The organism is Magnetospirillum sp. LM-5 (assembly GCF_902729445.1).
Classification (GTDB): Bacteria; Pseudomonadota; Alphaproteobacteria; order Rhodospirillales; family Magnetospirillaceae; genus Magnetospirillum.
Map to the genome: position 1 here is coordinate 105,293 of NZ_CACVCE010000004.1, position 26,938 is coordinate 132,230.

Here is a 26,938-nt window from a genome sequence, read left to right on the forward strand (position 1 = left end):
TGATCATGCAGGGCGACGTTTTCCAGGCCGACGAACACGGGCCGGCCGAGCAGCCGGGCGAACGGCTGCTGCTGGATCTCGACGGATTCGAGGGGCCGCTGGACGTTCTGCTGGCCCTGGCGCGCGAGCAGAAGGTCGATCTTGCCAAGCTGTCGATCCTGAAGCTGGCCGACCAATATCTGGAATTCGTCGCCCGCGTCCGCCAGCATCATCTGGACCTGGCCGCCGAATATCTGGTGATGGCGGCGTGGCTGGCCTATCTGAAGTCGCGCCTGCTGCTGCCCGAACCCGAGCCCGAGCCGGGCGAGCAGCCGACCGCCGCCGAGATGGCGGAAATCCTGGCCTTCCGCCTGCGCCGGCTGGAAGCGATGCAAAGTGCCGGCACCGCCTTGATGGGCCGGCCGCAACTGGGCCGGCATTTCTTCGCCCGCGGCGAACCGGAAGGAATCGAGGTGGTCACCCGCTCGCTGTACGACGTGCAATTGTTCGACCTGCTGAAGGCCTATGCCGACCATGTGGTGCGGACCTCGGTGCGCACGCTGCATATCGAGGCGCCCGATCTTTATTCGGTCGAGGACGCTTTGCGCCGGTTGGAGCGCATGCTGGGCCGCATGCCCGACTGGTCGGTGCTGTCGTCCTATCTGCCGGCCATCCTGGGCGACCCGTTGAAGATGAAGTCGGCCATCGCCTCGACCTTCATCGCCGCCCTGGAACTGGCCAAGCAGGGCCGGGTGCAGTTGCGCCAGGATGGCGGACCCTATTCGCCGATCTACATCAAGGCCGGCGGGGTGGCGGCATGACCGATCCCGATCACATCCGCCTGGTCGAGGCCCTGCTGTTCGCCAGCCACCAGCCGTTGGACGAGCGGACCCTGGCCGACAATCTGCCACCCGATACCGATGTCGCCGCCATATTGGTTGATTTGCAGCAAGATTATGCAAGTCGCGGCGTCAATCTGGTGTGTCGGGGCGGAAAATGGGCGTTTCGCACCGCCGACGACCTGGCCGGCCGCCTGGCGGTCGAGCAGGTCCAGGCCCGCCGCCTGTCGCGCGCCGCCATCGAGGTGCTGGCGATCATCGCCTACAACCAGCCGATCACCCGCGCCGAGATCGAGGAGGTGCGCGGTGTCGCCCTGTCCAAGGGCACGCTGGACCTGTTGTTCGAGGCCGGCTGGATCAGGCCGCGCGGCCGGCGGCGCTCGCCCGGCAAGCCGCTTCTGTGGGGGACCTCGGACGGCTTTTTGGATCAGTTCGGTCTGGAAAGCCTGGACGATCTGCCGTCCTTGAAGGAACTGAAGGCCGCCGGCCTGCTTGATGCCCGCCCGGCCGCCGACGCCTATGGCAATCGCGCCGTCGATGGCCTGATCCCTGTCGATACCGACGAGGACGAAGCCGAGCCCGAACTGGACCTGCTGGACAGCGAGGACGATGACGAGGTGTTGGGCCTGGCGGAGTAGGGGGCAATCCGGCGTTGCCAATTGCGAGTGATTGGCAATATCCTGGCCAAGCCCGCATGATCCGTGGGGGCATCTTCCTGCTTCGACGGACCGATGGCCGATCTCGACCTTGCCGAAACCTTCCATGATCCCGTCGCGCCGGTGCCGACCGCGCCGGCCCGGCGCTTTTCCGGCTGGAGTGCGGCGTCGCTGGTGATCGCCATCCTGGTCGGTGCGCCGGTTCTGGTGGTGGCCGGGCATCTGTTCGCGCCCTCGGGCGAGGTATGGGCCCATCTGGCCGCCACGGTGCTGGCCGATTACATCGTCAATTCCCTGTGGCTGATGGTCGGCGTCGGCGCCGGGGTGACCTTCGGCGGCGTCGGTGTCGCCTGGCTGGTGACCATGTGCCGCTTCCCCGGTTCGCGCATGCTGGAATGGGCGCTGCTGCTGCCGATGGCCATGCCGGCTTATGTGGTGGCCTACACCTATACCGGCCTGTTGGATTACGCCGGTCCGGTGCAGTCGGGTTTGCGGGCCGTGTTCGGCTGGTCGTCGGCCCGTGATTATTGGTTCCCCGAAATCCGCTCGCTGGGGGGCGCCATCTGGGTGATGACCATGGTGCTGTACCCCTATGTCTACATGCTGGCGCGTGCGGCTTTCCTGGAACAGTCGGTCTGCGTGCTGGAAGCCAGCCGCACCCTGGGGCGCAGCCCGTGGCGGGCTTTCCGCGAGGTGGCGCTGCCGCTGGCGCGTCCGGCCATCGCCGCCGGGGTGGCGCTGGCCCTGATGGAAACCCTGAACGATTTCGGCACCGTCCATTATTTCGCCGTCGATACCTTCACCACCGGCATCTACCGCACCTGGCTGGGCCTGGGCCAGCCGGCAGTGGCCGCGCAGCTGGGGGCGGTCTTGATGGTGTTCGTGCTGGGGCTGGTGCTGGTGGAACGGATGTCGCGCGGCGCCGGGCGCACCCACCACACCACCAGCCGCTGGCGCACGCTGCCGCGCTTTCGCCTGAAAGGCCTGCGCGCCCTGGCCGCGCAAATCTTCTGTTGCGCGCCGCTGCTGCTGGGTTTCCTGGTTCCGGCCGCCACCCTGGCCGCCTGGTCGTGGGAGGTCGGGGCCGACCAGGTGTTCGCTGCCGACTTCGCCGGCCTGGTGACCAACAGTTTCATCCTGGCCGCCGTGGCGGCGGGGGCTGCGGTGCTGGTGGCGGTGGTGCTGGGGTACGCCCAGCGCCTTGATCCGTCGGGCCTGAACCTTGGCGCGGTGCGGCTGGCCAGCCTGGGCTATGCCGTGCCGGGATCGGTAATCGCGGTGGGAACCCTGGTGGCGCTGGGCTTTGTCAATCAGGTTGTCGGATTGATGCTGATCGGCAGCGTCGCCGCCCTGGTCTATGCCTATCTGGTCCGTTTCCTGGCGGTGTCGTTCAATGCGGTCGAGGCCTCGCTGGGCAAGGTCACCGCCTCGATCGAGGCGGCGTCGCGCACCCTGGGCAAAGGCCCGTTCGCCACCTTGTGGCGGGTCCATGTGCCGATCATCCGGGGCTCGCTGCTGTCGGCGGCGCTTCTGGTGTTCGTCGATGTCATGAAGGAATTGCCGGCCACCTTGATCATGCGCCCGTTCAATTTCGACACGCTGGCGGTCCGAGCCTTTTCGCTGGCCTCGGACGAGCGCCTGGCCGATGCGGCGGCGCCGGCCTTGGCCATTGTGCTGGTCGGCCTGGTGCCGGTCATCGGTTTAAGCCGCGCCATCGCCCGTTCGCGCCCCGGAGGAGGAGAATGACCGAAGGAACCGCCGAGACCTGCCCGGCCGGTCTGTATCTCGACGCCATCTCGCATTCCTATGGCGCCCAGCCGGTGGTGCAAGGGGTCACCCTGGCGGTGCCGCCCGGCCAGTTGGTGTGCCTGCTGGGGCCGTCGGGCTGCGGCAAGACCACCACCTTGCGCATCGCCGCCGGGCTGGAGCGGCCGTCCCGGGGCCGGGTGCTGCTGAACTGCCAGACGGTGTCGGGTGACGGGCTGCACCTGCCGCCCGAGGCCCGCAATGTCGGCTTCCTGTTCCAGGATTACGCCCTGTTTCCCCATCTGAACGTCGCCGCCAATGTCGCTTTCGGCCTGGACAAGATGGCCCGCGCCGAACGCGCCCAACGGGTGGTCGAGATGCTGCGCCAGGTCGGCATGGAATCCTATGCCGAGGCGTGGCCGCACCAATTGTCGGGCGGCCAGCAGCAGCGGGTCGCCCTGGCCCGCGCGCTCGCGCCCCGGCCGCGCCTGATGCTGCTGGACGAGCCGTTCTCCGGCCTGGACAAGCGCCTGCGCGATCAGGTCCGCGACGAGACCCTGCATGTTCTGAAATCGTCGGGTGTCTCGACCCTGATGGTGACCCACGACCCGGAAGAGGCGATGTTCATGGCCGATTCCATCGCCCTGATGAAGGATGGAAGGGTGGTCCAGATGGGCACGCCCGAGGAATTGTACCTGAACCCGGAGACGCCGTTCGTCGCCTCGTTCTTCGGCGAGGTCAACCTGATCCCGGTGACGGTCAGGAACGGCGCCGTCGAGACGCCCTTCGGCCCGGTGGCGGCGCCCGATCTGGGCGAGGGCGCCCCGGCCGAGTTGCTGATCCGCCCCGAAGGCCTGACCCTGGTCCCCGACAGCGCCGGCATTGCCGAGGTGCTGGCGTCTCGCATGCTGGGCCGGGTGTCGCTGATCCACCTGAGGGCCGGCGGGCTGCACCTGCATGCCCGCGTGCCCGGTCGTTTCATGCCGGCCGAGGGCACCAGGCTGGCGGTCCGCCTGGATCACAGCCAGGCCCACGTCTACGCCGCCGAGCCGGGAAATTCTTAAGGGGGCGGTTGCTCTTGGCCCGCTCATCTGCGATGATCCGCGCCCACACCTTTTTCACCCTTGGCCTGGGAGATACGTTTCATGGGTAGCTTCAGCATCTGGCACTGGCTGATCGTGCTGGTCATCGTGCTGCTGCTGTTCGGCGCGGGCAAGATTCCGAAGCTGATGGGCGACATGGCGAAGGGCGTCAAGGCCTTCAAGAAGGGCTTGAACGAGGACGAGGACGGTGCCGCGACGCCGGCCGCGCCCGCTGCCGGCTCGCCGCAGATCGACGGACAGGCCCAGCCGAAGCCGGCCGAAAAGGAACCGGCCAAGCACTAGGTTCGGCGTCACGCCGGGCTTGTCGCCGCTGGGGGACCATCGCGCATGTTCGATGTCGGTTGGGATGAGATGGCTTTGGTGGCCGTGGTGGCGTTGATCGTCATCGGCCCGAAAGACTTGCCCGCCGTGTTGCGGCAGATGGGGATGTGGACCCGCAAGGCCCGCGAATTGGCCGGCGAGTTCCAGCGCGGCGTCGATGACATGGTGCGCGAGACCGAAATCTCGGACTTGAAGGCCCAGGTCGAGAAGGCCACCGATCCCAACGCGCTTCGCCGCGAGATCGAAAAGACCATCGACCCGACCGGCGACATCGCCAAAAGCCTGGAAGCGCCCAGCCTGCCGTCGCTTGACGCGGCCCCCACCCAGCCCGAGCCCACGGCCGCCCCGGTCGAAACCCCGTCAAGGCCGCCCGCGCCGTGAGCACCGACGACAAGACCATGCCCCTGCTCGAACATCTGGTCGAGCTGCGCCGCCGGCTGTTGTGGTCGGCGCTGGCCTTCATCGTCACCTTCGCGGTCTGCTTCTATTTCTCGGCCCATATCTACGCCTTCCTGATGGACCCTTACGCCTCGGTGGCGCTGGCCAAGGGCGGCATGCGCCGGCTGATCTATACCGCGCCGACCGAGGCCTTCTTCACCTATGTCAAGGTCTCGGCCTTCACGGCGGCGGTGATCTGCTTCCCGGTATGGGCCGGCCAATTGTGGGCCTTCGTGGCGCCCGGCCTTTACAAGAACGAGCGCCAGGCCTTCCTGCCGTTCCTGTTCGCGACGCCGGTGCTGTTCGCCATGGGCGCGGCCCTGGTGTACTTCCTGGTTCTGCCCATGCTGTACACCTATCTGCTGGGCTTCGAGAATCTGGTGCCGCAGGCCGATGAACTGCCGATCCAGCTGGAAGCCAAGGTCAGCGAATCGCTGTCCTTGATCATGACCCTGATCTTCGCCTTCGGCCTGGCCTTCCAGATGCCGGTGCTGCTGACCCTGCTGGCCCGCGTCGGCCTGGTCACCGCCGCCGGCCTGGCGGAAAAGCGCCGTTTCGCCATCGTGGGCGTGTTCGTCTTCGCCGCCGTGGTGACGCCGCCCGACGTGGTCAGCCAATTGTCTTTGGCCATTCCGATGGTCATCTTGTACGAGGCCTCGATCATTTCGGCCCGCATGGCGGAAAAGAAGCGCGCCAAGGAAGACGAGGACGGCGAGGACGAGGAAGACGAGCCGCCGCCCGAAACCGATTTCAACGGCTAGAGCGGCGCTTGAGCGGCCCGGCACGGGTCAGACATAAGACTCTCGACCGGCCGGGGGCAAGCCCCGGTATTTGCTGATGTGGATGGAATCCGATGCACGATCTGAAGGCGATTCGCGATAATGGGGCGGCGTTCGATGCCGGCCTGGCCCGCCGGGGCCTGGAAGGCCGCAGCGCCCAAATTCTTCATCTCGATTCCGAGCGTCGCCAGGCCCAGACCCGCCTGCAGGAGATGCAGGCCCGGCGCAACGAGGCATCGAAGCAGATCGGTCTGTTGAAGAAGCAGGGCGAGGACGCCTCGGGCGTGATGGCCGACATCGCCCGGTTGAAGGACGACATCACCCTTCTGGAGGCCCAGGACAAGTCTTTGGGCGAGGAAGTCGATACCCTGCTGGCCTCGTTGCCCAACCTGCCGGGCGCCGACGTGCCCGATGGTCCCGACGAGGACCACAATGTCGAAATCCGCCGCTGGGGCACGCCTGCCGCCTTCGATTTCAAGCCGCTGGAACATGATGCCATCGGCGAGACGCTGGGGCTGATGGATTTCGACGGCGCCGCCAAGCTGTCGGGTGCGCGCTTCGTGGTGCTGAAAGGGGCGCTGGCCCGGCTGGAACGCGCCCTGGCCTCGTTCATGCTGGACGTCCAGACCGGCGAGCACGGCTATACCGAAATGAGCCCGCCGACCCTGGTCAAGGATTCCGCCCTGTTCGGCACCGGCCAGTTGCCCAAGTTCGGCGACGATCTGTTCAAGACCTCGACCGGCCACTGGCTGATCCCCACCGCCGAGGTGCCGCTGACCAATCTGGTCGCCGACCAGATCCTGGACGAAGCCCAATTGCCGATCCGCATGACCGCGCTGACGCCGTGCTATCGCTCGGAAGCCGGCGCCGCCGGCAAGGACACCCGCGGCATGATCCGCCAGCATCAGTTCTGGAAGGTCGAGATGGTGTCGATCGCCCATCCCGACCAGTCGGATGCCGAACACCAGCGCATGACCCAATGCGCCGAAACCATCCTGCAGCGCCTGGGCCTGCCCTATCGCACCATCGTCTTGTGCACCGGCGACATGGGCTTTTCCGCCCAGAAGACCTTTGACATCGAAGTGTGGTTGCCGGGGCAGGGCCGCTACCGCGAGATTTCGTCCTGCTCGAATTGCGGCGACTTTCAGGCCCGGCGCATGAAGGCCCGCTTCCGTTCGGACAAGGGCAACCGTTTCGTCCACACCCTGAACGGCTCGGGCCTGGCGGTCGGCCGGACCCTGGTGGCGGTGCTGGAAAACTACCAGCAGGCCGACGGCCGCGTGCGGGTGCCCGATGTGTTGCGGCCCTATATGGGCGGTCTCGAGATCATCGGGTGACGCCATGGGCCCGATCGCCGACCTCGCCAACGCCCGCATCCTGATTTCCAACGATGACGGCATCCAGGCGCCGGGCATCAAGGTGCTGGAAAAGATCGCCCGGGCCATTTCCAAGGATGTGTGGGTGGTCGCCCCCGAGACCGAGCAATCGGCCGCCGGCCACTCGCTGACCATCCGCCGCCCGCTGCGGGTGCGCCGGGTGTCGCGGCGGCGCTTCGCCGTCGATGGCACGCCGACCGACGCCGTTCTGCTGGGCATCAACCATGTGTTGAAGGGCAAGAAGCCCGATTTGATGCTGTCGGGCGTCAATCGCGGCGCCAATCTGGGCGACGACGTCACCTATTCCGGTACGGTGGCGGCGGCGATGGAGGCGACCATCCTGGGGGTGCCGTCCATCGCCTTCTCGCAATTCTTCCATCCCGGCCATCCGCCGCGCTGGTCGACCGCCGAACATTGGGGACCGGAAATCATCCGCCGGGTCGCGGCCATCGGCTGGGAGTCCAACGTGCTGATCAATGTCAACTTCCCCGACGTGCCGCATGCCCATGTCGGCGGCATCGAGGTGACCTGCCAGGGCAAGCGCAAGATCGGCGACGAGTTGGTGGAACGCGCCGACCCGCGTGGGGAATCCTATATCTGGATCGGCGCCCAGCGGGCCGAGGAGACCTCGGTGCCGGGCACCGACATCGAGGCGGTGCTGCGCGGCGCCGTGTCGGTCACCCCCTTATGCGTCGATCTGACCCACCGCCAGACCATGCGCGCGCTGGCGCAGGGCCTGGCCTGAGGGAATGCGCCCGATGGCCGTGGCCGAACCCCGGGTCATCCGTCTGCTGATGGAACTGCGCGGGCAGGGCATCAGCGACACCCGCACCCTGGCCGCCATCGAGAAGGTGCCGCGCGACCGGTTCGTCGCCGAGCCTTTCCTGGATCAGGCCTACGAGAACCACGCCCTGCCCATCGCCTGCAGCCAGACCATCAGCCAGCCTTTGGTGGTGGCGCTGATGACCCAGGCGTTGGAGGTTAACGATCGCATGAAGGTCCTGGAAGTCGGCACCGGCTCGGGCTATCAGGCGGCGGTGCTGGCCCAATTGTGCCGCCGGGTCTATACCATCGAGCGCCACAAGCCGCTGCTGATCGAGGCCGAGGCCCGTTTCCGGGCACTTCGCATCCACAACATCACCGCCAAGGTGGGTGACGGCGCCCGCGGCTGGCCGGAACAGGCCCCCTTCGAGCGCATCATCGTCACCGCCGCCGCCCACGACATCCCGCCGCTGCTGGTCGAGCAGCTGGCCATCGGCGGCATCATGGTCCTGCCGCTGGGCGACACCGATCAGGATCTGGTCAAGGTCACCCGGACCGCCGACGGTATCGACATCCAGCATCTGGGCGCCGTCCGCTTCGTGCCGCTGGTCGAAGGCGTGCCGGGGGGCTGACCCTCACTCCGGCACGAACAAGGCCCCCTTGGCGATGGCCGCCAGCGTTCGCACGGTGACGATGCCGACCACCAGGCTGGCCAGCGCCAGCGTTGCCACTCCCACCGTCGGCCACATCCCATCGGGGGCGTGTCGGCCGTGCTGGATCGCCGCCATGGCCACAGCGTCCAGCGGGAAGGTGAAGGCCCACCACGACAAGGCGAAGGGCAGGCTGACGAAGCGCCTGGTCTTGGCCAGCAGCACCAGGGTTACGAACAGGGCGCCGTTGACCAACACCTGGGCGAAGGGATCGACCGATCCCACCAGTCCGACATAGGCCAGATATCCGACCGCCAGCGGCGGCAACAGGATGAACAAGGTCGGCAGCAGGCGAGGCGGCAGGGCATCGTGGAAGATGACCCGGTAAAGGACGATGGTCATCAGCGGCAGCCAGAACACCATGCCGATGGACAGGAAGAACCAGGAAATCTCGATCTGGCCCAACGGAACCCCCAGGGTCGGCACGATGATGTTGCCGACGATGGGGATGAACCAGGCGGGATTGACGTGGGTGATGTCCTGCTTGTGGACCATCCAGCGCACGATCAGTCGGATGGTCAGGGCCAATTGCAGCAAGGCGCCCGCCGCCCACAGCCAGAAGGACGCGGCCGGCCCATGGGGATGAAGGGCTGCCGCCATCAACATCATGCTGATGGGAATGGTCGAGAAGAAGGCCGAGCGGATCGGGTGGTTGAATTCGCCCACCACCGCGTGGAAATGGCGCAACGCCTTCAGTCCATAGGTCGCAGCCGAGGCCAGGAAGGCCAGGGCGGCCAGGATCAGGACCCCATCCGACACCATGGCGGGGAAACCCAGCAAGGCGTTGGCCTTGCGCCAGGCCAGCCCCAGACCGGCCAGCCCCATCACCGAGGCGAAGATGGTGACGGGAACGTGGGGCAGGACGGGGGCGGCTTGCGGGGCATTCATGGGGTCAGGTCCTCGTCATGTGGTCGAGCAGGCGGCGGATGAAGGCCTCGCCCTGGGCGACTTGCGACAATTCGATGAATTCGTTCGGCTTGTGGGCCTGGGCGATGCTGCCGGGGCCGCAGACCACCGCCGGAATACCGGCGGCGTGGAACAGGCCGGCCTCGGTGGTGAAACTGACCCGGCCGGCCGGGCCGTTGGCGCCGGACAGGTGCCGGGCCAGCAGCGCCGCTTCGTCGTCTTCGCCGGTATCAAGGCCCGCGGTGGTGTTGTATTCGTCGAACATGATGCCGGTGGCGCCGTCGATCATCAGCATTTCCGGCACCAGATCCTGGGCGTGGCCGCGAATTTCCGCCATCAGCGCCTCGGAATCGTGGTTGGGCAGGTTCCGGATCTCGAATTCGAAACTGCACGAGGCCGGCACGATGTTCAGCGCGGTGCCGCCGTGGATGGTGCCGGTATGCACGGTCGAGTAAGGCGGGTCGTAGCCATGGTCGAACGGGCCGTGCTCGCGGATGCGCTTTTGCAAGGATCGCATGAAGGCCACCATGTCGGCGGCGATTTCGACGGCGTTGACCCCGCGGTCGTTCAGCGCCGAATGGCATTCCTTGCCATGGACGTGACAGAGAACGTTTTTTTTACCCTTGTGACCGATGATCACCTGCATCTCGGTCGGTTCGCCGACGATGCACAATTTCGGGCGGACGGAAAGGGAGCCCAGGTCGGAAATCAAACGGCGCACGCCGATACAGCCCACTTCCTCGTCGTAGGAAAAGGCGAAGTGTATCGGAAGCGCCAGCGGGCGGGCGGCGAATTCAGGGGCCAAGGCCAGGCAGATGGCGATGAAGCTTTTCATGTCGGCGGTGCCGCGACCGAACAGACGGTCGTCACGGCGCACGACGTCGAAGGGATCGCCCTCCCAGTCCTGGCCATCAACCGGCACGACGTCGGTATGGCCCGACAGCACGATGCCCGGTAAGCCAGAAGGGCCGATGGTGGCGAAAAGGTTAGCTTTTCGCCTGCTGTCGTCCCAAGTCAGGCGGGTTTCGGCGCCCAACCCCTGAAGGAAGTCTGCTGCAAAGTGGATTAATTGTATGTTTTCCTTGTGGCTGGTAGTGTCAAAACTGACCAAGCGTTCGATCATTTCGATACAGGATGGGGTGATATTCTTGCTGGTCGGGCTCAATGTCGGCCACTCATCGAACAGGGACGGGATGGGGGTCTCGTCAGTATAAGGGGTGTGGGTCGCGCACGACCAGGGGTGAGATCGGATCTTCTCGGGGAGAGATCGAGATTTCCGTATAGCGGGCGAGGGGTATGAGTGATTCCAGTGTCGCCGCCATGGCGGCGAACGACAAAAACGAAAAGCCGTTCAGCTTGAGCGAGCTGTCGACGCTGCGGTCGAGCTTCTTCGATCTCGGCGTGGCGTCTCTGTTCCTGAACGTCTTGGGCCTGGCGATGCCGATGTCGTTGTTGCAGGTCTACGACCGCATCCTGCCCAACAAGTCCACCGGCACCATGGTCTTGCTGCTGACGGCGGTGCTGGCGGCGCTGGCCCTGGAATCGATCCTGAATTTCGGCCGTTCCTACATCACCGGCTGGGTCGGCGCCAAGTTCGAGCACAAGGCCGGCTGCGCCGCGCTCGACCGCCTGCTGATGACCGGTATCGACAGTTTCGAAAAAGAAGGCTCGGGCGTCCATCTTGAACGCATGGGCTCGTTGGGTACGGTGCGCGAGTTCTATGCCGGTCAGGCCCTGCTGACCATTCTGGATCTGCCGTTCGCCATCCTTTACCTGTCGCTGGTCGGCTTCATGGGCGGAACGCTGGTGATCGTGCCGATCATCTTGCTGGTTGCCTTCGGCCTGTCGGCGATGCGCATCGGCACCACTCTGCGCGCCGCCATCCAGAAGCGCATGACCGCCGACGACCGCCGCTTCAATTTCATCATCGAGGTGCTGGGCGGTATCCACTCGGTCAAGGCCTTCGCCATGGAGGCGCAGATGGTGCGCCGCTACGAGCGTTTGCAGGAAAGCTGCGCCGAGGGCTACCACACCGTCGCCTTGCGCTCGGCCGACGCTTTGTCGGTGTCGTCGTTCTTTTCGCAGCTGACCATGATCAGCATCGCCGCCGTCGGCAGCCTGATCGTCATCGATGGCGACATGACCACCGGCGGTCTGGCCGCCTGCTCGCTGCTGGCCGGTCGCGCCATGGCGCCTTTGCAGAAGGCGCTGGGGGTGTGGACCCGGTTCCAGTCCTTCATGCTGGCCCGCGACCGCCTGGCCGGCATTTTCGCGCTCGAGCGCGAGGTCCCGGAAGGGCTGCCGCGCATTCCGGCCATCAAGGGCCGGCTGGAAATGGAAAATGTCAGTTTCCGCTTCGGTGACAAGCTGCCGATGGTGGTCGATGAAGCGTCGATCCGGATCGAGGAGGGCGAGTGCATCGCCATCGCCGGCGGCAACGGTTCGGGCAAAACCACCCTTCTGACGGTGATGCAAGGGGCGTTGCGCCCGACCATCGGCCGGGTGTTGGTCGATGGCGAGGACGTCCGCAACTACGAACCGCAATCGGTACGTGACCAGATCGCCTATCTGCCGCAATCGGGCGTCTTGTTCCAGGGCACCATCTTGCAGAACATCACCATGTTCCGCCCCGAATTCGACGACGTCGCGGTGGAAACCGCCGGCCTGTTGGGTCTGGACGAGGTGGTGGCCACCATGGCCATGGGTTTCGACACCCCGGTCGGCGACGGCGCTTACGACTCGCTGCCGCGCGGCATCAAGCAGCGTATCGCCATCGCCCGGGCCCTGGTCAACAATCCGCGCATCGTTTTGTTCGACGAAGCCAATACCGCCATCGATTCCGCCGGCGACAACTTCCTGCGCGTGTGGCTGGAGCGGGCCAAGGGCAGGCGGACCCTGGTCCTGGTCACCCCACGCCCGTCGATGGTCAAGATGGCCGACCGCGTGTTCGATCTGGAAAACGGTCGCCTTACTCCGCGTGCCCCGCGTGAGCCGCAGGCGCCGCCGGCCTTGCTGGGGCAGGGGGGCGGCACGCCATGAACCGCCTGGCTCCCGTGCAGGCGCAGCCCAAGGCCAGCGCCCAGGCGATCGAGGCCTATGAAGCCCATCTGGCACAAAGCGCGCTGGGTGGTTTCGTCGCGGCGTCGGACCTGGCCGCCTGTCTGTTGCCGCTGTTGAAGGCGCTGAATTGGAAGGGCAACCCCCGCCACGTCGCCGAATCGCTGCCGCACTTCGCCAACGACCTGGATTTGACCGGCCTGCGCAACGTCATGGCCAACCTCAATTATTCCAGCCGTCCGGCCCGGCTGCAGATCGCCGACCTCGACCAGCGCTTGCTGCCCTGCCTGTTCCTGCCCGACAATGGGCCGGCCCTGGTGGTCCGGGCACTCGAGGACGGCGTCGCCGAAGTGTTCGACAGCCAGGCCGGTACCATCCGCAAGACCGAGGACATCGAGGCCCCCGGCACCGTCTATTTCTTCACCCCGATCGCCGATCCCGGCCCGTCCCGCGTCGGCTGGTTCCACACCATCCTCGACCGCTTTCGGCCGCTGTTCTGGCAGGCCTTTTTCGTGACCTTGTTCCTGAACGTCATGGCCTTGGCCACGCCGTTGTTCGTGATGTCGATCTACGACAAGGTCATCGCCACCAGCTCGATGCACATGCTGGTGGCCTTTTCGATCGGCGTCACCCTGGCCCTGATGTTCGATACCATTTTGCGGACGGTGCGCGCCCGGGTTCTGGCCTATATCGGCGCCCGGCTCGACAACATCATGGGCAACAACATCTTCCAGCACATCCTGGCCTTGCCGCCCGGCTTCACCGAACGCGCCACCATCGGTGCCCAGGTGGCCCGCATCAAGGATTTCGAATCGGTGCGCGAGTTCTTTACCGGGCCGCTGGCCACGGTATTCATGGAACTGCCCTTCGCCTTCTTCTACTTCGCCATCATCTTCATGTTGGGTGGGGTATTGGCCCTGGTGCCAGTGATTTCCACCATCTTGTTCATCGTCGGCGGCTATCTGGTGTTGCCGGTGGTGCGCAAGAATGTCGGCATCGCCGGCCGCGCCGCCTCGCGCCGCCAGGAATTCCTGGTCGAGACCCTGGGCAAGATGCGGGCGGTCAAGCTGTCGGCCGGCGAGCACAATTGGGTCAAGCGCTATCGCGAGATGAGCGCGCGCGCCGCCTATGGCGGCTTCAAGAACGGCGTGTTCGCTTCCGCCGTGATGACCGGCTCGAACGTTTTGATCGTCAGTTCGGGCATGGCGACCATCGCCACCGGCGTCATCGGCGTCATCGACGGCTTCATGACCACCGGCGGCCTGATCGCCGCGATGATGCTGGTCTGGCGGGTGCTGTCGCCGTTGCAGACGGTGTTCACCCTGATCCAGCGCGTCGAGGCGGTGCGCGGCTCGATCAACCAGATCAACCAGCTGATGAACCTGAAGCCCGAGCGCGATCCCCGCGCCATGGTGGCGCCCTTGAAGAACCTGAAGGGGCGGGTATCGTTCCAGCGCATCAGCCTGCGCTATACCAACGACGCCGACCCGGCCCTGGTCGGCGTGTCGTTCGACATCGAACCGGGGGAAGTGGTGGCGGTGACCGGCCGCAACGGTTCGGGCAAATCGACCATCATCAAGCTGATCCTGGGCCTATACTCGCCACAGGCGGGCTCGATCAAGATCGACAGCGCCGATCTGCGCCAGATCGACCCGATCGAGCTGCGCCACGCCGTCGGCTATGTTCCCCAGGTGTGCAATCTGTTCCACGGCACCATTTCGCAGAATCTGCGCCTGGCCCATCCGACCGCCACCGACGCCGATATCCGCTGGGCCTGCGAACTGGCCGACGTGTGGGATGAAATCATGGCCCTGCCGCGCGGCCTGGACACCCGCGTCGGCGACGGCACCATCGACCATCTGCCGACCAGCTTCGTCCAGAAGCTGTCCCTGACCCGCTGCTACCTGAAGCGCAGCCCCTTGATGCTGTTCGACGAGCCGGTCAACGGTCTGGATTTCGAAGGCGATCGCCAGTTCATGCAGGCGGTCGACTTCTTCCGTGGCCAATCGACGGTGATCATGGTCACCCATCGCCCCAGTCACTTGCGGTTCGCCGACAAGATCCTTGTTTTCGATGGCGGTTACCTTCGCCTGGCCGGTCCGGCCGACGAGGTGCGTGCCCGCATTCCTCCGGATTTGATCTGACATGAGCAACCAAAGCCTGGTCAAAGTACCCGAATCCGACACGACACCGGCCAAGGCCGGCGGCGGCGGACCCGCCGTCAAGCAGTCGAGCCGGGTGTCTCGCCATCTGGCCCAAGCGGTCCAACTGGAGGAAAGCGGCACCACGCCGCTGGTGCGCTTCACCATGCTGATGGCCGCCCTGGCCTGCCTGTTGTTCATCGCCTGGTCGGCCATCACCCGGGTCGAGGAAGTGGCTGTCGCCGAGGGCGAGATCGTCCCGTTGGGATCGACCAAGACCATCCAGCATCTGGAAGGCGGCCAGGTCGAGGAAATCATGGTCAAGGAAGGCCAACTGGTCGATGCCGACCAGCCGGTCATCAAGTTGTCGCCGGTCCAGCCGATGGCGGAACTGGAACAGACCCGCGCCCGCGAGATGACCCTGTTGCTGAAATCCGAGCGGCTGCGCGCCTTCGTCGAATCCCGCCGTCCGGATTTCAGCTTCGCCGGCCCGCAATACGCCTCGCTGGTGGCCGACAATACCAGCATCTTGCAGGCGCAGACCCAGTCGCGCGAAACGGCGCGTTCGATCATCTTGTCGCAGATCGAACAAAAGCGCTCTGACCTCCGTTTGCTGGAAAACCAGCAGAAAAGCATGCGTGAACAGGTCCAGGCCCTGGCCGACGAGATGAAGATTCGTGACCAGCTGGTGGCCAAGGGTCTGGTCACCCGCATCGCCCATCTCGACACCAAGCGCGAACTGGCCCGGGCCGAGGGCGAGTTGGCCCGTATCCTGGGCCAGGCGGTCTCCGCCCGCGAGGCGGTGCAGGAAATGGAACGCCGCCTGATCGACAGCCAATCGACGCTGCAAAAGGCGGCGATGGACGAAATGGGCGTGGCGATCGCTGAACTGGCCCAGGTTCAGGAAACCATCTCGCGCCTGGAAGACCGCGTTCATCGCCTGGTGGTGACCGCACCCAACCGCGGCTATATCAAAGGCTTGACGGTCAAGAATGCCGGCGCGGTGATCCAGCCGGGCGGGCTGATCGCCGAATTGGTCCCGGCCGACCTGGAATTGCGTGTCGATGCCAAGATCACGCCAAAGGATATCGGCCACGTGAAGCTGGGCCAGAAGGTCAAGATCAAGGTCAGCACCTATGATTTCGCCCGCTATGGCTTCATCTGGGGCGAATTGTCGCGAATCTCGGCCTCGACCTTCCTGAACGAAAAGGGCGAGCCCCATTACAAGGCGCAAGTGACGCTGTCGAAGAACTATGTCGGCGAAGATCCGGCCGTGCACCTGGTCACCCCGGGCATGACCGTGATGGCCGAAGTCATGACCGGCGACAAAACCTTGCTGCAATACATGCTGAAGCCGATCTTCACCCAGTTGCAGCAATCCTTCCACGAACGGTGATCGCGTGGCGATCCCGATTGCAAAGGCGCTTGCGCTCGGCCATGCTCCGGCCGACGCAAGCGTGAAGGATCCCCGATGACCGAGCCGAACAGCGCCGAGACCCGTCCAGACGAGACGCCGAAGCCAAAAGGCTGGCATCTCGGGGTGATGGCCCGGCTCAGGGCCTATTTCTTCGCGGGCATCCTGGTGACCGCGCCGGTTTCCATCAGCTTCTACCTGGCCTGGCAGTTCATCAAGTTCATGGACAACCAGGTGGCGCCGTTCCTGCCGCCGACCTTTCATAACCTGATCTGGGACATTCCCGGTTTCGGCCTGGTGATGGTGGTGGTCGGGCTGACGGTGACCGGCTTCCTGACCGCCGGTTTCGCTGGCCGGCTGATCGTCCGCATTTCCGATTTCGTGCTGGCGCGCATGCCGGTGATCCGCTCGATCTATTCGGCGGTCAAGCAGATCTTCGAGACCATGCTGGCCCAGAAGGCCAACGCCTTCCGCGAGGTGGCGCTGATCCAATATCCGCGCCCGGGCGTCTGGACCATCGCCTTCATCACCGGCACCACCGCCGGCGAGGTCAAAAGCCATTTCGACCAGGAGATGGTCAACGTCTACGTGCCGACCACCCCCAATCCGACCTCGGGCTTTTTGCTGTTCCTGCCGCGCGCCGATCTGCGCGTGCTGAACATGTCGGTCGAGGACGGGCTGAAGATGGTGCTGTCGACCGGCATCATCGTGCCGGAATGGCATGGCGGCGAGGATCAGCCCGAGCTGCCTATCCGGACCTGAGCGTCCGGATCGCCGCGTCGCGCTCGAACAAATACAGCAACACCCGCAGCGCCTGGCCACGCTGAGCCGACAGGTCGGGATCGCGGTCTAAGATCAGCTTGGCATCGTCGCGGGCGGCGGCCAGCAATTCCCCGTGCACCGCCAGATCGGCTGCGCGAAATTCCGGCAGGCCGCTTTGCCGGGTTCCCAGGATTTCGCCGCCGCCACGCAGGCGCAAATCTTCCTCGGCGATGACGAAACCGTCCTCGGTGGCGCGCATGATCTCGAGCCGGGCCTTGGCCGCCTCGGATAGCGGGGTCTCGTACAAAAGCAGGCAGGACGAGGCGCCCGAGCCGCGCCCGACCCGCCCGCGCAACTGGTGCAACTGGGCCAGGCCGAAACGCTCGGCATGCTCGATGACCATGATGGTCGCCTCGGGCACATCGACGCCCACCTCGATGACGGTGGTGGCGACCAGGATGTCCAACTCGCCGGCAGCGAAGGCGGCCATCACCTTGTCCTTGGTCGGCCCCTTCATGCGACCGTGCACCAGCCCGACGCGGGGGCCGAACACGTGTTCGAGGTGGCGGTGACGGTCCTCGGCCGCCGCCAGATCGGAATTTTCCGATTCCTCGACCAGCGGGCAGACCCAATAGATGCGCGCACCGGCGGAAATCGGCCGGCGCAAGCCGGTGACGATCTCGTCCATGCGCGAAGCCGGCAGGACCCTGGTGTCGATGGGTTGGCGCCCCGGCGGCTTCTCGTCCAGGCGCGACGCCTCCATGTCGCCATAGGCGGTCAGGACCAGGGTGCGGGGAATGGGGGTGGCGGTCATCACCAGCACGTCGGTCCCGCTGCCCTTGGCGGCCAGGTCCAGGCGCTGCTGCACCCCGAAACGATGCTGTTCGTCGATGATGGCCAGGCCCAGATCGTGAAAGGCCACATCGTCCTGGATCAGCGCATGGGTGCCCAGGATCAGGTTGATCGCGCCCGACTTCAGGTCGGCCAGGATCGCCTCGCGGGCGCGGCCCTTGTCGCGTCCGGTCAACAGCGCGATCCGCAGCCCGGCGGCCTGGGCCAGCGGTGAGATGGTGGCGAAGTGCTGGCGGGCCAGGATCTCGGTGGGGGCCAGAAGTGCTGCCTGGGCGCCGGCCTCGATGGCGGCCAGTGCGGCGAACAGCGCCACCACCGTCTTGCCGCTGCCGACGTCGCCCTGCAGCAGCCGCAGCATGCGAAACGGCTTGGCCATATCGGCTTCGATCTCGGCCAGGGAACGGGCCTGCGCCCCGGTCAGGCGGAAGGGCAGGGCCGCGGCGACCTTGGCCCGCAGGCTGCCGTCGCCTTGCAGCGCGCGCCCCTTCACCTTGCGCATGTGGGCGCGCACCATGGCCAGGGCCAATTGGTTGGCCAGCAGTTCGTCGTAGGCCAGTCGGCGACGCGCCAGAGAATCGGCACCGATATCGGCCTCGCTTGACGGCTGGTGCAGGCAAGCCAGGGCCGGCTTCCAGTCGGGCCAGGCCTGGCGCTGCTTCCAGGCGGCGTCCAACCATTCCGGCAGGTCGGGCACGCGATCCAGCGCGGCCTTCACCGTCTTGGCGACCATCTTGGCGGTCAAGCCGGCGGTCAGCGGATAGACCGGTTCCACCCCCATCACGCTGTCCTTTTCCGCCAGGGGGACGATATGGTCGGGATGGGTGATCTGCACCTCGTTGTTGAAATGCTCGACCATGCCGCTGACCACCCGCCATTCGCCGTCGGGCAATTGCCGGCGCAACCAGTCCTCGCGACCATGGAAGAACACCAGGGTCACGAAACCGGTCTCGTCGAAACAGCGGACCCGATAGGGCCGCTTGGGCGAGGCCGAGGGGAAATGCGCCTCGACCCGGACGGTCAGGGTGGCGATCTTGCCGGCCGGGGCGGCGGCCACTTTTGGGGTGTGGCTGCGATCCACCAGACCGGCCGGCCAGTGCCAGATCAGGTCGCCGACCCGCTCGCCCACCAGGCGCTGATAAAGCGGGGCTAGCCGGGGGCCGATGCCGGGCAGGGTGGTGATCGGGGCGAAAAGCGGGTTCAGAACCGAGGGGCGCATGGGGGAAATGACAGGATGGCGGCTGACAGGGACGGGATAAGGTTCTATATCCTAGCCGCATTCGCCCGCACTGTCGCCGCATCAACAAGGTCGAATGATGGATTCACGATTGAAGCGCCTGGCCTTCCGCGCCCACCATATGGGCTCGAACGAGAACGACATCCTGTTCGGCGGCTTCGCCGAGCGCTACCTGGCCGGGCTGTCGCCCGAGCAGGTCGATCGCTTCGAGGCCCTGCTGGCCGAGACCGATAACGACCTGTTCAACTGGGTCACCGCCAAGGAGCCGGTGCCCGAGCGCCTGGACCATGACGTGATGGCCATGATTAAGAAATTCGTTCAGGAAGAAGCGGCAATCACTTGATTGAATTCGATAAACTTTCTCTCAATGCCGTGATCGGCGGCGCCCCCGAGGGCGCCGATGCGCTGGCGCTGACCCAACTGGCACAGGCCAGCCGGGGACGTGACGTCTTGTTCGTCGCCCGCGATGACGGCCGCTTGGCGCGAATGGCCGAGGCGCTGTCCTTCTTCGCCCCCGACCTGAATGTGATCGAGTTCCCTGCCTGGGATTGCGTGCCCTATGACCGCGTCTCGCCCAATGTCGACGTGGTGGCCCGGCGGATCGACGCCCTGGCCCGGCTGGCTGCCGGCACCGGCGGTGGCCGTGTGGTGCTGACCACCATCGCTGCCGCCTTGCAGCGCGTGCCGATGCGCGAGGTGCTGGAAGGGGCGACCTTTGCCGCCACCATCGGCGACCGTATCGACCTGGCGCGGGTGGTGACGTTCTTGAACCGCAACGGCTATGTCCGTGCCGACACGGTGATGGAACCGGGTGAATATGCCGTGCGCGGCGGCATCCTCGACCTGTTCCCGCCCGGCACGCCCGAGCCGGTTCGGCTGGATTTCTTCGGCGACGAGCTGGAATCGATCCGTTCGTTCGACCCGATGAACCAGCGATCGACCGGCACCTTGAAGACCTTTGCGCTGGCCCCGGTCAGCGAGGCCTTGCTGGATGAGGCCTCGATCGCCCGCTTCCGTTCCAGCTACCGCGAGATGTTCGGCATCGTCTCGGGGGCCGACCCGCTGTACGAATCGGTGTCGAGCGGCTTGAAGTTCAACGGCATGGAACATTGGCTGCCCTTGTTCCATGACGGGTTGGACACATTGTTCGCCTATCTGCCCGATTGTCTGACGGTGCTGGACCACCAGACCAACGAGGCCAGCGACGCCCGTTGGGCGCTGATCTTGGAATATTACGACGCCCGCTGCACCCTGATCCGGGCCGGCACCGCCGATTCCGGCATCGTCTACCACCCGATCGCGCCGCCGCTTCTTTATGTCGAGAAGGACGAATGGGCGCGCCTGTTGGCGGCTTCCGGCGCCATCACCTTGTCGCCCTTCGTCGGCGATGATGGCAGCCTTGATTTCGGCGCCCGCGCGGGCCGCGATTTTGCCGATATCCGGGCCATGCCGGGCGCCAACGTCTACGAAGCCTTCCGCGATCATGCCGAAAACTTGGCCAAGGCCGGCCAACGCGTGGTGCTGGCGGCCTGGTCTGCCGGCTCGCGCGATCGCCTGGGCCATGTGCTGGCCGACCACGGCATGAAGATCGAAGCGGTCGAGGACTGGAACGCGGCGCAAGCGGTGCCGAAGGGCGCCATTGCGATGGCGGTGCTGGGCCTGGATCATGGTTTCGTCGCACCCGGCCTGGCGGTGCTGACCGAACAGGACCTGCTGGGCGACCGTCTGGCCCGGCCGGCCCGCAAGAAACGCAAGGGCTCGCAATTCCTGGCCGAGGCCTCGGCCCTGGCCGAGGGCGATCTGGTGGTCCATGTCGAGCACGGCATCGGCCGCTATGACGGGCTGGAAACCGTGCAGGTCGGCGGTGCCCCTCATGATTGCCTGCGGGTGGTCTATGACGGCGGCGACAAGCTGTTCGTGCCGGTGGAAAACATCGACGTCCTGACCCGGTTCGGTTCGGACCAGTCGGGGGCCGCGCTCGACAAGCTGGGCGGCGTCGCCTGGCAGCAGCGCAAGGCCCGGCTCAAGAAGCGCATCCGCGACATGGCCGACCAGTTGATCGCCGTCGCCGCCGAGCGGCAGTTGCGCCGCGCCGACGCCCTGACCCCGCCGGAAGGTTTGTGGGACGAGTTCTGCGCCCGTTTCCCCTATGCCGAGACCGAGGATCAAAGCCGGGCCATCGAGGATTCCATCGCCGATCTGGGCTCGGGCCGGCCGATGGACCGGCTGGTGTGTGGCGATGTCGGCTTCGGCAAGACCGAGGTGGCGCTACGCGCCGCCTTCGTCGCCGCCATGGCCGGCATGCAGGTGGCGGTGGTGGTGCCGACCACCCTGTTGGCCCGCCAGCATTACCGCAATTTCGCCAATCGTTTCAGTGGATTGCCGGTGCGGGTCGAGCAATTGTCGCGCCTGGTGACCGCCAAGCGGGCCGGCGAGGTCAAGGCCGGCATGGCCGACGGCTCGATCGACATCGTCGTCGGCACCCATGCCGTGCTGGCCAAGGCGATCACCTTCAAGCGCCTGGGCCTGTTGATCATCGACGAGGAGCAGCATTTCGGCGTCGCCCACAAGGAGCGCCTGAAGCAGCTGAAGTCCGACGTCCATGTGCTGACGCTGACCGCCACGCCGATCCCGCGCACGCTGCAACTGGCGCTGACCGGCGTCAAGGAAATGAGCGTCATCGCCACGCCGCCGGTCGATCGGCTGGCGGTCCGGACCTTCGTGCTGCCGTTCGACCCGGTGGTGATCCGCGAGGCGATCCTGCGCGAGCGTTATCGCGGCGGCCAGGTGTTCTTCGTCTGCCCGCGCCTGGCCGACATCGATCGGGTCGCCGAGCGACTGGCCAAGCTGGTGCCCGAGGTCAAGTGCGCCATCGCCCATGGAAGGCTGACGCCCACCGAGCTGGAAGAGGTGATGACCGCCTTCGGCGACAAGCGCTATGACGTGCTGCTGTCGACCAACATCATCGAGTCGGGCCTGGACATGCCCGGCGTCAACACCTTGATCATCCATCGCGCCGACATGTTCGGCCTGGGCCAGCTTTACCAGCTGCGCGGCCGGGTCGGGCGCGGCAAGCTCAGGGGCTATGCCTACCTGACCCTGCCGACCGAACGGGTGCTGTCCAAGGCCGCCGAGAAGCGGCTGCAGGTGATGCAGGCGCTCGACACCTTGGGGGCGGGCTTCCAGCTGGCCAGCCACGACCTCGATATCCGCGGCGCCGGCAATCTGTTGGGCGAGGAACAATCCGGCCATATCCGCGAGGTCGGCATCGAGCTTTACCAGCAATTGATCGAGGAAGCCGTCGCCGCCGCCAAGGGCGGGGAATCGGGGCCTGCCGCCGACGATTGGTCGCCGCAGATCGCGGTGGGGACCTCGGTCCTGTTGCCCGAGAGCTATGTCCAGGACCTGTCGGTACGGCTGTCGCTTTACCGCCGGATCGGCGGCCTGGCCGACCGCGAGGAAATCGACGCCTTGGCGGCCGAACTGGTCGATCGCTTCGGCAAATTGCCGCCCGAGGTGGAAAACCTGCTGGAGGTGGTGGCGGTCAAGGCCCTGTGCAAGAAGGCCGGCATCGAGAAGGTCGATGCCGGGCCGAAGGGCGCGGTGGTCACCTTCCGCGGCAACACTTTCGCCAACCCGCTGGGACTGGTCAAATATATCAGCCAGCAGGCCGGCACCGCCAAGATGCGCCCCGACCACAAGGTGGTGTTCATCCGCGATTGGGACGATCCCAAGCGCCGGGTCGGTGCAGTGCAGAAATTGGTGGCGAAACTGGCTGAAATCGCCGCCAGTCAGGGCTGACCGATCAAGACAATGCCGCTTCGGCCTCGGATTCGCGGGCGATGTCGATCAGGCGCAGCAAGATATCGGGCTCCTGCGCGCCGGCCAGGGCGTAAAGTCCGTCCAGAATCATGCACGGAACGCCGTTGACCCCCTGACGGTGGGCGCGCGCGTTCTCGTTCAGCACCGACGAGATGTCGGTGTCCGACCGCAGGAACGTCTCGAGTTCGGCTGCCACCAGGCCGACCTTTTCGCCGATGGCCACCAGTTCCGAGATTTCGCCGATGTCGATTCCTTCACAGAAATAGGCGTGGTAGATCGCCTCGACCGTTTCGGCCTCGCGGCCCGAGCCGGTGGCGAAACGGATCATGCGATGGGAATTCAAGGTATTGGGCGCCCGGGTGATGCGGTCGAAGGCGAACTGGATGCCTTCCGATTCGCCGGCAGTGGCCACGGCGGTATGAATGCGCTGCACCCGCGCCGGGCCGCCGAACTTGCGGTCGAGATAGGTCTTGCGGTCGATGCCTTCGGCCGGGATGTCGGGGTTCAGCAGGAAGGGTCGCCAGACGATCTGTACGCGCGCACCGGGCCTTTGCGCCAAGGCACGCTGGAAGCGGCGCTTGCCGACATAGCACCACGGACAGACCGTGTCGAAGATGAAGTCGACTCTCACGGCTGGCAGCCTATCACAACAAGGGGCCGAACCCCAAAATCTAGCTGCGCTTGGCGCGTTCCAGCAGCGAGGTGACATCGTCGTCCTCGCGAACGTCGGTGCTGCCGACCTGGACCCACACCTTGACCGGCTGATAGACGTCGCGCACCGCGAAGTCGGTATAGGCCAGGACGCCGGCGATACGGTGCATCACCACCTCGGCCTCGCCCAGCGGGGTGTCGGGCAGGACCACGCAGAACTCGTTGGGCTTGGTGGCGGCCGTGATGTCCTCGGCGCGCAGCAGGCCGGTGATCCACTGGCCCAACTGCTGGGTCAGGTGCAAGGCGGCGTCGTCGCCGAACTGACGGCGGACTTCGTCGATGTTGGGGGCCGAGAAGAACACCACCGACAGGTGGCGGCCTTGCGACTTGGCCGCTTCCAGGCGGCCAGCCAGATAGGATTCCAGGAAGGCACGGCCATAGGCACCGGTGACCTCGTCACGGGTGGCGGTCTGCAGGCTGTCGTTCATCGCCGAACGGATGGCCCAGCGCAATTGCTGGCGCCGGACCAGGGTGACGATGACCGAGCGCAGGATCGCCGGATCGGTCGGCCGCGTCAGCACGCGCGAGGCGCCGCGGCGATAGGCTTCGACCCGGTCGGTGCCCATGCCGGACAGCAGGACCATCGGCAGGTTGAACAGGCGCGGATTGTTGCGGACCTGGGTGCAAAAACCCAGGATTCCCTCGGGTTCCTCGGTGAAGGACAAGATGGCGGCGTCGTAGTTACGCCGGGTCAGGGCGTCCTCCGCCTCATACAAGGTGGCGGCGACGGTGATGTCGGCCACGCCCTGCAGCAAGGGCAGCAACGAATTGCAATCGTCGCCGATCAGCATGACGGCCGCGTCCGAGGCGGCGGCCGCCTCGGTGACGCGGTCGCGGGCGTCGATGCCGAAACGCCGGGCGGTCTCGGCGCGGTGGCGCAGCTCGGCATGCATGGTGGCCAGGCGTACCAGGGGGCGCATGCGCGAGAACAGTTCCGTGTCGTCGCAGCCGAAGGCCAAGACGTCGTCCAACCCGTTCTCGACCGCGCGATTGCACAGCTCGGGGCTGGGCTGGTCGGCATAGATCACCACCGGGATGTCGCTGGACGCCGGGTCCTTCTTCAGCCCCAAAGCGAACGCTACCGGATCGACGCCGGTCGGGTCGCCGACCAGGATCAGATCGGGATGCTCGGCCTGGGCCTGCTTGGTGCCATCGACGAAACCCTGGGCCAGCGTGGCGTGATAGGCGCCCTGTGCCAGACGATCCCGAAGCGAGGCCGCGCGGGCGGCGTTGCCGTCGACGATAAGGACATTGGCGAGGCGGATCATCGGGTCCCCGGAATTGTGGCCTGTGCAGAGACGTCAGGATAATACGGATCGGAGCCGACCATAAGGGGGAAGTGTGGGGTGGCGCCGCTATATCTTGCGCTGGCCTTCGGTGCCGATGACATCGACAAAGCCGTTGCCGGTCAAATCGTCCTCGGACAGCAAGTCGTGGCGATTGTCGGCGCACAATTCCGAGACATTGTTGAGGTCGACCAGATTGGCATCCAGGCGGTCGAGCACGTCCAGCAGGTCGTCGGCCATCTCGACATCCTGGATACGACCGGCGAAGCGGCGCATGTTCCAGGAAAACATCCGCATCTGCTTGACGTGGTCGCGAAAGCTGCGCGGCCGGCGCAGAAACAACTTGGGAGAGTTGCGGATGTTCTTGATGAACAGGCCGATCAGCGCGGCCAGGAAGCGATCGGCGTTCTTGAGCTTGTGCTGGAACACCGGCAGGGGCACGATCGCGACCGTCGAATCCTCGATGGCGACCGCCGAGGCGCTGCGGCTGCCCTGGTCCAGCACCGCCATTTCACCGAAGATTTCGCCGACCCCGATGTCGCCCAACTCGACCTGCTGGTCGTCGGCGGCCTGGTAAAGGCGGATCAAGCCCTTCTGGACGATATAGGCGGCGTTGCCGACATCGCCTTGGGCGAAAACACGCTGGCCGGCCTTGAGGTGCAGCCGCTCCAGGCGTCCCGAGATGGCGTTGGTGAAGTGTCCCTGTTCGTCCAAATTCAGTCCCCCCACGGGCGCTAAGAGTGCGACAACTCCAGGTTCTTGACAAATGTTACTTGTCCAAATCGAACCGAATGCCCTGGGCCAGCGGCAGGTCGCGACCGGCATTGATGGTGTTGGTGGCCCGTCGCATATAGGCCTTCCAGCAATCCGAGCCGGCTTCGCGCCCGCCGCCGCTGTCCTTCTCGCCGCCGAAGGCGCCGCCGATCTCGGCCCCCGACGGGCCGATATTGACGTTGGCGATGCCGCAATCCGACCCGGCCAGGAAATGCTCGGCCTCGCGCAGGTCGGTGGTGAAGATCGACGATGACAGACCCTGATCGACCTGGTTGTTCAGGGCGATGGCTTGATCCAGCGTGCGATAGGTCATGACGTAAAGGATGGGCGCGAAAGTCTCGCGCCGGACCACCGCCGACTGGGTCGGCATCTCGACCAGGGCAGGGGCGGCGTACCAGCCGTCGGCGCACCCGGCGACGGCGACTCGTTGGCCGCCGGTAACGGTGCCGCCCTCGGTCTTTGCTTGCGCCAAGGAATTCTGCATGGCGGCAAACGCGGCCTCATCGATCAGCGGCCCCAGCAAGGTGCCGGGCAGGCGGGGATCGCCGATCGGAATGCGGCCATAGGGGGTCATCTAACGAAAGTGCAGACCTTGTACGCTAAGGTCGCACAAAACAGGAACTACGCTGCGAGAAGCGATACTGGGCGATGGAATGGCCGCATGCCGCCGTCACCGAATTCCTCGATGGCCCAGCTGTAATCACCGGTCAGGCTGATGTGCTCCCAACCGAGCGGAGCCACATGCTTCATCAGCTCAGTGCTGACGGTCATCCCGCGACGCGCCAGTTCGGCAAAGGCCAATTCTAGGTAGCGGGTGTTCCAGAGGATGATGGCCGCGACCAGCAAGTTGAGACCAGAGGCTCGATAGGACTGGTTCTCAAAGCTGCGATCCCGCATTTCTCCCAGCCGGTTGAAGAACACCGCTCGTGCCAGGGCGTTTCGTGCCTCTCCCTTGTTCAGGCCAGCACCCGTTCGGCGACGCAAACCAGGATCGCGGAGCCAATCCAGAGTGAACAGAGTTCTCTCCAATCGCCCCAGATCACGTAAAGCCACTGCAAGGCCGTTCTGGCGGGGATAGGCCGCCAATTTGCGCAGGGCAGCCGATGCTGTCACGGTGCCGGCGCGGATCGAGACCGCCAATCGGATCAGAGGTTCCCAGTTCATCGCCAGATGATTGGCATCGATTCTGCCGCCGACCAGCGGCGCCAAAATCTCCGGGGCCTTCAGGCCGGGGGGAAGATACAGGCGTCGATCCTTGAGATCGCGAATA

At 65.5% G+C, this 26,938-nt stretch carries 23 protein-coding genes and 1 pseudogene; 16 read left to right on the forward strand and 8 right to left on the reverse strand.

What is annotated here, in order from left to right; genetic code table 11:
• The first annotated feature begins 5 nt into the window (after positions 1–5).
• The 10 genes from MTBLM5_RS03485 to MTBLM5_RS03530 all read left to right on the forward strand — a co-directional run bounded on the left by MTBLM5_RS03485 (position 6) and on the right by MTBLM5_RS03530 (position 8,631).
• Positions 6–800: a ScpA family protein gene (locus tag MTBLM5_RS03485; RefSeq protein WP_173974411.1), complete on the forward strand. Its 795-nt coding sequence runs from the start codon at positions 6–8 to the stop codon at positions 798–800.
• Positions 797–1,456 (forward strand): SMC-Scp complex subunit ScpB, encoded by a 660-nt coding sequence (gene scpB / locus MTBLM5_RS03490; RefSeq protein WP_173974412.1) that lies wholly within the window; start codon positions 797–799, stop codon positions 1,454–1,456. Before MTBLM5_RS03485 ends, scpB begins: the two co-directional genes overlap by 4 nt.
• A gap of 93 nt (positions 1,457–1,549) precedes the next feature.
• Positions 1,550–3,220, forward strand: a complete 1,671-nt coding sequence (locus tag MTBLM5_RS03495; RefSeq protein ID WP_173974413.1) for an iron ABC transporter permease — start codon at positions 1,550–1,552, stop codon at positions 3,218–3,220.
• Entirely contained in the window at positions 3,217–4,284 is a 1,068-nt protein-coding gene (locus MTBLM5_RS03500; protein ID WP_173974414.1) for an ABC transporter ATP-binding protein, read from the forward strand. Before MTBLM5_RS03495 ends, MTBLM5_RS03500 begins: the two co-directional genes overlap by 4 nt.
• Positions 4,285–4,365: 81 nt before the next feature.
• On the forward strand, positions 4,366–4,605 hold the full coding sequence (locus tag MTBLM5_RS03505) for a twin-arginine translocase TatA/TatE family subunit (RefSeq protein ID WP_068502309.1): 240 nt from the start codon (positions 4,366–4,368) through the stop codon (positions 4,603–4,605).
• Between the two features lie 45 nt (positions 4,606–4,650).
• Positions 4,651–5,025 (forward strand): Sec-independent protein translocase protein TatB, encoded by a 375-nt coding sequence (gene tatB, locus MTBLM5_RS03510; RefSeq protein WP_173974415.1) that lies wholly within the window; start codon positions 4,651–4,653, stop codon positions 5,023–5,025.
• On the forward strand, positions 5,022–5,843 hold the full coding sequence (gene tatC, locus MTBLM5_RS03515; RefSeq protein WP_371813997.1) for a twin-arginine translocase subunit TatC: 822 nt from the start codon (positions 5,022–5,024) through the stop codon (positions 5,841–5,843). The genes tatB and tatC overlap by 4 nt, the downstream gene beginning before the upstream one ends.
• A gap of 92 nt (positions 5,844–5,935) precedes the next feature.
• On the forward strand, positions 5,936–7,198 hold the full coding sequence (gene serS, locus MTBLM5_RS03520; protein WP_173974416.1) for a serine--tRNA ligase: 1,263 nt from the start codon (positions 5,936–5,938) through the stop codon (positions 7,196–7,198).
• A 4-nt stretch (positions 7,199–7,202) separates the two neighbouring features.
• Complete coding sequence (gene surE, locus MTBLM5_RS03525; RefSeq protein ID WP_173974417.1) at positions 7,203–7,982, forward strand: 5'/3'-nucleotidase SurE; 780 nt, start codon at positions 7,203–7,205, stop codon at positions 7,980–7,982.
• A gap of 13 nt (positions 7,983–7,995) precedes the next feature.
• A complete protein-coding gene (locus MTBLM5_RS03530; protein WP_173974418.1) occupies positions 7,996–8,631 on the forward strand; it encodes a protein-L-isoaspartate(D-aspartate) O-methyltransferase in 636 nt (211 codons plus the stop codon).
• A gap of 3 nt (positions 8,632–8,634) precedes the next feature.
• Here MTBLM5_RS03530 and MTBLM5_RS03535 read toward each other — a convergent pair whose 3' ends face one another.
• Positions 8,635–9,597: an SLAC1 anion channel family protein gene (locus MTBLM5_RS03535; RefSeq protein ID WP_173974419.1), complete on the reverse strand. Its 963-nt coding sequence runs from the start codon at positions 9,595–9,597 to the stop codon at positions 8,635–8,637.
• Between the two features lie 4 nt (positions 9,598–9,601).
• The gene (gene argE / locus MTBLM5_RS03540) at positions 9,602–10,780 is read right to left on the reverse strand and encodes an acetylornithine deacetylase (RefSeq protein WP_256367157.1); all 1,179 of its coding nucleotides are present in this window, start codon (positions 10,778–10,780) and stop codon (positions 9,602–9,604) included.
• A gap of 131 nt (positions 10,781–10,911) precedes the next feature.
• Between argE and MTBLM5_RS03545 the strand changes: the two genes are divergently transcribed.
• The 4 genes from MTBLM5_RS03545 (at position 10,912) to MTBLM5_RS03560 (ending at position 16,989) form a co-directional block, all read left to right on the forward strand.
• Positions 10,912–12,654, forward strand: coding sequence for a peptidase domain-containing ABC transporter (locus tag MTBLM5_RS03545; RefSeq protein WP_254430888.1), 1,743 nt, complete (start codon positions 10,912–10,914; stop codon positions 12,652–12,654).
• Positions 12,651–14,816 carry a peptidase domain-containing ABC transporter gene (locus tag MTBLM5_RS03550; RefSeq protein WP_173974421.1) on the forward strand — a complete coding sequence of 722 codons (2,166 nt, stop codon included), beginning with the start codon at positions 12,651–12,653 and terminating at the stop codon, positions 14,814–14,816. The genes MTBLM5_RS03545 and MTBLM5_RS03550 overlap by 4 nt, the downstream gene beginning before the upstream one ends.
• Before the next feature lies 1 nt (position 14,817).
• A complete protein-coding gene (locus MTBLM5_RS03555) occupies positions 14,818–16,209 on the forward strand; it encodes an HlyD family type I secretion periplasmic adaptor subunit (protein WP_173974422.1) in 1,392 nt (463 codons plus the stop codon).
• A gap of 75 nt (positions 16,210–16,284) precedes the next feature.
• Positions 16,285–16,989: a DUF502 domain-containing protein gene (locus tag MTBLM5_RS03560; RefSeq protein ID WP_173974423.1), complete on the forward strand. Its 705-nt coding sequence runs from the start codon at positions 16,285–16,287 to the stop codon at positions 16,987–16,989.
• On the opposite strand, the gene recG is transcribed toward MTBLM5_RS03560, so the two are convergent.
• Positions 16,976–19,057, reverse strand: a complete 2,082-nt coding sequence (gene recG, locus MTBLM5_RS03565; RefSeq protein ID WP_173974424.1) for an ATP-dependent DNA helicase RecG — start codon at positions 19,055–19,057, stop codon at positions 16,976–16,978. The genes MTBLM5_RS03560 and recG overlap by 14 nt on opposite strands.
• A 109-nt stretch (positions 19,058–19,166) precedes the next feature.
• On the opposite strand from recG, the gene MTBLM5_RS03570 reads away from it, so the two are divergent.
• Positions 19,167–19,418: a succinate dehydrogenase assembly factor 2 gene (locus tag MTBLM5_RS03570; RefSeq protein ID WP_254430889.1), complete on the forward strand. Its 252-nt coding sequence runs from the start codon at positions 19,167–19,169 to the stop codon at positions 19,416–19,418.
• Positions 19,415–22,876 carry a transcription-repair coupling factor gene (gene mfd / locus MTBLM5_RS03575; RefSeq protein ID WP_173974426.1) on the forward strand — a complete coding sequence of 1,154 codons (3,462 nt, stop codon included), beginning with the start codon at positions 19,415–19,417 and terminating at the stop codon, positions 22,874–22,876. Before MTBLM5_RS03570 ends, mfd begins: the two co-directional genes overlap by 4 nt.
• Before the next feature lie 4 nt (positions 22,877–22,880).
• On the opposite strand, the gene MTBLM5_RS03580 is transcribed toward mfd, so the two are convergent.
• The 5 genes and pseudogenes from MTBLM5_RS03580 to MTBLM5_RS03600 all read right to left on the reverse strand — a co-directional run.
• Positions 22,881–23,528: a DsbA family oxidoreductase gene (locus tag MTBLM5_RS03580; RefSeq protein ID WP_173974427.1), complete on the reverse strand. Its 648-nt coding sequence runs from the start codon at positions 23,526–23,528 to the stop codon at positions 22,881–22,883.
• 40 nt (positions 23,529–23,568) lie between these two features.
• Positions 23,569–24,876 carry a diguanylate cyclase domain-containing protein gene (locus tag MTBLM5_RS03585; protein ID WP_173974428.1) on the reverse strand — a complete coding sequence of 436 codons (1,308 nt, stop codon included), beginning with the start codon at positions 24,874–24,876 and terminating at the stop codon, positions 23,569–23,571.
• 87 nt (positions 24,877–24,963) lie between these two features.
• Positions 24,964–25,608 carry a cyclic nucleotide-binding domain-containing protein gene (locus tag MTBLM5_RS03590; protein ID WP_173974429.1) on the reverse strand — a complete coding sequence of 215 codons (645 nt, stop codon included), beginning with the start codon at positions 25,606–25,608 and terminating at the stop codon, positions 24,964–24,966.
• 55 nt (positions 25,609–25,663) lie between these two features.
• Positions 25,664–26,233, reverse strand: a pseudogene (locus MTBLM5_RS03595) (aldehyde dehydrogenase family protein); the annotation flags it as partial.
• A gap of 56 nt (positions 26,234–26,289) precedes the next feature.
• Positions 26,290–26,938 (reverse strand): Tn3 family transposase (locus tag MTBLM5_RS03600; RefSeq protein ID WP_173974431.1); only part of this gene is annotated, 649 nt, incomplete at its 5' end.